Here is a 5557-nt window from a genome sequence, read left to right on the forward strand (position 1 = left end):
CGCTGAATCACTGTCAACTTGTGGAACTCAAGACTAACCCGGTGGCCGCGCCGGACGGGGTTCCTCCCGAAACGAGCTCAGGCCCGGCTCCCTGAGGGAACCGGGCCTGAGTGCGTGGTAGCGGGGACAGGATTTGAACCTGCGACCTCTGGGTTATGAGCCCAGCGAGCTACCGAGCTGCTCCACCCCGCGTCGATTGCATCTATGACACTACGTGCCACTGAACCGACAAGGCAAATCGGCCGGCCGTACGACGACGCCCGGGCCGGTCACACGGAGAGACCGGCCCGGGCGGACGGAGTCGGGTCGTCAGTTGCCGTTGCCGAGCGCCTGGTAGGCGTCGACGGCGGCCTGCAGGTCCTCGAGCGCCTGCCCGAGATCGGAGAGGTCTCCCCCGCTCTGGGCCGAACGGACGGCGTTCAACGCCTCGTTGAGCTCGCGCACCGCGGCTTCACGGGAGGCCTCGTCGCCGCCACCACCGCCACCGCCGGCCGCGGGTGAGGACGGGCGGGGGGCCGTGCCCTCGGCGGGCCGCGACGTGCCGCCCTCCGCCTGGGCCTCGGCCTGACCGGTCTCGTCGATCCGCACGGTGTCGGGATCCGTCTCGATACCGACCTGCTGCAGCGCCTCGTACAGGGTGGGCGCGTACCCGACCGCGCGGTCGTAGCTCACCATCACGCGCAGCAGACGCGGGAACGCGGAGTCCTGGTCCTTGCGCTGCGTGTAGATCGGCTCGACGTACAGCACCGAGTCCCCGGCCAGCGGCAGCGCCAGAAGGTTGCCCTCGGTGATTTCCGCCGTCTCACCCCACAGGCGACGGTCCTGGGCGATCGCCGGCGAGGCGATCATGATGTCCTGCGCCTGGTTCGGGCCCTGCGCCAGCGGCTCGGTGCGCCGCTGCACGCGCACGGTGATCTCGCCGTACGTCTCCGGGTCCGAGCTCGCCGACATGTGCGCGGCGAGGAACTCGCGCTCGTACCCGCGGAACGCGGAGATGAGCTGGAACGAGGGCTCGTCGGACTCCGGGTCCGTCGGGTCCGAGACCACCACGTAGTACGGCGGCTGGCTCGGGCCGTCGCGGTCCACGGTCTGTGCCCCGGCCGGGCCACCCGCGGTCCCGGGAGCGGGGGCGGTGCCGGGCCCGGCCGCGGGCGGGGTCTGCGGGTTCTGGATGGACGAGGTCACCGTCGGGTCGGACGGCACCGACCAGAAGGCGTCGTTCGTGAAGAACTGACCCGGATCGTCGACCTGGTACTTGGCGAGCAGCTCGCGCTGCACCTTGAACAGGTCCTCGGGGTAGCGCAGGTGCTCGGAGAGCTCCTCGGAGATCGCGTCACGCGGCTGCACGATGCCCGGCAGGGCCTTCATCCACGTCTGCAGCACCGGGTCGGACTCGTCGAACGCGTACAGGTCCACCGTGCCGTCATAGGCGTCGACGGTGGCCTTGACCGAGTTGCGGATGTAGGAGACCTCCTCGTCCGGCAACACGCGGCCGCTGCCGTCGCTCAGGGAGTCCGAGGTCATGGCCTCCAGCGAGCTGAGCTCGGCGTACGGGTAGGTCTTGAGCGTCGTGTAGCCGTCGACGATCCACTTGATGCGCCCGTCGATCACCGCCGGGTACGTGTTGGTGTCCGTGGTCAGCCACGGGGCGACCTTCTGCACGCGGTCACGCGGGTCGCGGTCGTAGAGGATCTTCGAGTCGTCACCGATGAGGCTCGACAGCAGGATGTTCCGCTCGGCGAACTTCAACGCGTACGCGATCCGGTTGACCCACCCGCCGATCGGCACACCGCCTGAGCCGGTGTAGGTATACTGCTCGGCGTCGGTGTCGTACTCACGGGGGCCGTCGCCGTTGTCGCCGACGATCGCGTAGTCGGGATCCGACTGGGCGATGAGCTCACCGAAGTAGATCCGCGGCTGCGTGACCGGGATCATCATGTCCTCGCCGTTGTTGATCGCGTCGAGGTCCGAGACCTGGTAGTTGGGCAGGCCACCGCGGTCCGAGCCCGCGTCGTCGGCGATCTCGTTGACGCGGTTCGCGGGAGCGGCCACGAAGCCGTTGCCGTGGGTGTACACGGTGTGGCGGTTGATCCAGTCGCGCTGGTTGGCCTGCAACGACGCCGGGTTGAGCTCGCGCGCGGCCACGAGAAAGTCCTGCATCTCGCCGTCGATCGTGTACCGGTCGATGCTCAGGGTCTCGGGGAAGCCGTAGAAGTTGCGCAGCTGCTGCTGCTGGGTGAAGGTCGGCGCCAGGACGTTGGGGTCGAGCACGCGGACGTTGGACAGCGTCGTGATGTCCGAGGCGGCCTCGCGGGGGTTCGGGTCGGCCGAACCCCAGTTGTCGATGTAGGTCACCCGGTCGTCACCGATGTCGTAGGCGGCGCGCGTCGCCTCGATGTTGCGGGCGATGTACTCCCGCTCCTTCTCGGCGCGGTTGGGGTTGACCGAGAACTGCTCGACGGCCAGCGGCCACGCCGACCCCACCACGAGGGCGGAGAACAGGAGCAGGACCGTGGCCAGCGCGGGGATCCGCAGGTCCCGGATGACGATGGCGGAGAAGAACGCGACCGCACACACCAGGGCCACCGAGAACATGAAGATCTTGGCCGGCATGAGGGCGTTGACGTCGGTGTAGCTGGCGCCAGTGAACGTGGCGTTCTCGCTGAACAGCAACTCGTACCGGTCGAGCCAGTACGCCGCCGCCTTGGCGAGGACGAACAGGCCCGCGAGGCTCACCAGCTGGATGCGGGCCGCCCGGGTCAGCGCACCCTCCCGGGCGCCGGGCCGGAGGCCGCCGAAGATGTAGTGCGTGAAGAGGTTGGCCAGGAACGCCAGGACGATGGCGATCATCAGCCACGTGACGATCGCGCGCCACATCGGCAGCTCGAACGCGTAGAAGGAGATGTCGAGCCCGAACTGGGGGTCCGTCTCACCGAACGGCGTCGAGTTGAAGAACGCGAGCACCGTCTGCCAGCCGGTCTGCGCGACCGACCCGGCCAGGATCGCCAGCACGGCCGGGATCCAGAACACCGTCCGGCCGGGCGAGGCACCCATGGCCGCGCGGTACCGGGCCAGCGCGTCCGGCATCCCCGGCTGCGTGAGGAACACGGGGCGGGCGCGGTAGGCCAGCATGATGCCGGCGGTCACCGCCAGCCCCACCAGGAGCGCCACCACGACGAACACCCCGAGCCGCGTGAGCAGTTCGGTGCGGAACACGCTCGAGGCGTCGACGCTGCCGAACCAGAGCCAGTCCGTATAGGCCGTGTTCAGCCTCGGCAGGACCTGGATCAGGAGGATGAGGACGACGACGGCGACGGCGACGGCCCGACCGCGACGCGAGATCGCGATTGGCCGACCGGGGGGGTTACCGGGTGGGCGGACGGACACCTGGGATGCTCCTGCACTGCTGGGGCGGACATGCTCGTGGGCCCCACCTTACGGAAAACCCCGCCTCAGCCGCAGGTCGGTGGCCGCCCCCCGGAAGCGGCCGTCTCCAGCGCCTCCACCGCGCCGCCCAGTGTCGACACCTCGATGAGCCGGATGCCCTCGGGAGGGTCCTGCACAGCCTCCGCACAGTTGGCGGCGGGAACGAGGAACTCGCTCGCCCCGGCCTCGTGGGCGGCCCGGATCTTGTGCCGGATGCCGCCGATCGACCCGACCGTCCCGTCGGGCAGGATCGTCCCCGAGCCCGCGACCCGCGCCCCCCCGGTCGTCTCCCCCGGTGACAGCTTGTCCACGATCGCCAGCGCCAGCACCAGGCCCGCCGAGGGGCCGCCCACACCCGGATCCACCGTGATGTCCACGTCGGTGCCGTCCGCCGGGGAGTCACCGACCAGGATGCCCAGCCGGCCCTGGTCTGGATCGCCGTCCGGCCCGGCCGGCTGCAACCTCGTCGTCGTCGACCCCTCCCGGCCGTCCCGGGTGTACCCGATCGTGATCTCATCCCCCGCTCGGCGCTCGCCGACCCGCTCGACCACGGACGTGGCGTCCTCGACCGGCTCCCCGTCGATCGACGTCAGCACGTCGCCCTCCTCCAGACGCCCGGCGACCGCGCCGTCGGGCTCCACACCCTCGACGCGGGGCTGCATCGGGATCCCCAGGTGGCGGTAGGCGGCCGCCTCGGCCGAGTTCTCCGACCCGACCATCTGCGCGGCGTTGGACTCACGCACCTCGTCGCGCGACCGGTCCGGCGGGAACACCTGGTCCCGCGGCACGACGACCTGCGCAGGGTCCAGCCAGAAGCGCGCCGCGTCGACCAGGGTGAGACGGTCCCGCACCGCCACCGTCGTCATGAGCAGCGACCCCGCGGTCTCGTCGGCCGGCCTGCCGACCACGTCGATCACCGGGACCCGCTCGACCTCACCGTTCTCGGTCTCCACCTCAGCCGTCCCGAAAGTGTCATAAGTGGGCCCCGGGCCCATCGACACCAACGGGACGGTGGCCGATGTCGCCAGGACGAGCAGCAGGACCGCCGGCACCAGCGCGGCGAGGACGGTTAAGAGGCGGCGGCTCACGGGGGCAAGGGTAGTCCGCGCCCGGCCGCCACCGCGTCGCGGCCGAACCCCGCACCCCTGCACGCTGTACCGTTGTGGCATGAACCAGCCCTTCGGTTTCTCCGCCTCCGACGACGACGGGCGCGACGACGACCGGGACCGTAATCCCGGCGGATCGGGCGGCGCCGGTGGCCCCGGTGGCCCCGGCGGATTCGACCCCTCGCAGTTCGGCAACCTCGGCCAGATGCTCTCCCAGTTCGGGCAGATGCTCGGGTCCATGGGATCGGCCATGTCCGGCCCCGGCAGCTCTGGCCCCGTCAACTACCAGCTGGCGCGGACGGTCGCCCTGCAGGCGCTCGGCCGCACGCCCGTGATCACCGACTCCTCGCGCACGGCCGTCCAGGAGTCCGTCCGCCTCGCCGAACTGTGGCTCGACGACACCACCCTGTTCCCCTCCGGCGTCCACCGCACCGAGGCGTGGACCCCGCAGCAGTGGGTCGAGCAGTCGCTGCCCACCTGGGAGAAGATCTGCACCCCGGTCGCCGAGCAGATGAACTCGGCCACCAAGGGCGCCATGCCCGAGGAGGCCCGCCAGCTCGCCGGCCCGCTGCTCGGCATGCTCGACCAGATGGGCGGCATGGGCTTCGGCATGCAGCTCGGTCAGGGACTCGGCAAGCTCGCCCCGGCCGTCCTCTTCTCCTCCGAGGTGGGCATCCCGTTCGGCGACGACGGGGTGGCCGCCCTCTCGCCCGCCGCGATCGACGCGTTCGCCGACGAGCTGGAACTGCCCCGCCAGGAGGTCGTCGTGTTCCTCGCCGCGCGCGAGGCCGCCCACCTGCGACTGTTCTCCGGCGCGCCCTGGCTGCGCGCCCGCTTCCTCGCCACCGTCGACGAGTACGCGCGCGGCATCCGCGTCGACACCTCCGGGCTCGACGACCTCGCCTCCGGGCTGGACCCGTCGATGCTCCAGGACCCGGCCAAGCTGCAGGAACTGCTCTCCGGCGGCGCCGGTGCGATCGGCCCCAAGGTCACCAACGTCAACGAGGCGGCCCTCGGCCGCCTCG

The 5557-nt window shown here is 70.7% G+C and carries 3 protein-coding genes and 1 tRNA gene; 1 reads left to right on the forward strand and 3 read right to left on the reverse strand.

What is annotated here, in order from left to right; all coding sequences use genetic code 11:
* Positions 1–115 precede the first annotated feature (115 nt).
* From HMPREF3086_RS03140 to HMPREF3086_RS03150, 3 genes are all read right to left on the reverse strand, one after another.
* Positions 116–192, reverse strand: a tRNA-Met gene (locus HMPREF3086_RS03140).
* Between the two features lie 117 nt (positions 193–309).
* Positions 310–3387: a UPF0182 family protein gene (locus HMPREF3086_RS03145; RefSeq protein ID WP_082767629.1), complete on the reverse strand. Its 3078-nt coding sequence runs from the start codon at positions 3385–3387 to the stop codon at positions 310–312.
* A gap of 65 nt (positions 3388–3452) precedes the next feature.
* Positions 3453–4514, reverse strand: coding sequence for a YlbL family protein (locus HMPREF3086_RS03150; protein ID WP_061228020.1), 1062 nt, complete (start codon positions 4512–4514; stop codon positions 3453–3455).
* A gap of 79 nt (positions 4515–4593) precedes the next feature.
* On the opposite strand from HMPREF3086_RS03150, the gene HMPREF3086_RS03155 reads away from it, so the two are divergent.
* Positions 4594–5557, forward strand: a 964-nt coding sequence (locus HMPREF3086_RS03155; RefSeq protein WP_246830885.1) for a zinc-dependent metalloprotease, incomplete at its 3' end; no start/stop codon positions are given.

Origin of the sequence: Dietzia sp. HMSC21D01 (assembly GCF_001815995.1) — a bacterium.
Classification (GTDB): Bacteria; Actinomycetota; Actinomycetes; order Mycobacteriales; family Mycobacteriaceae; genus Dietzia; species Dietzia cinnamea.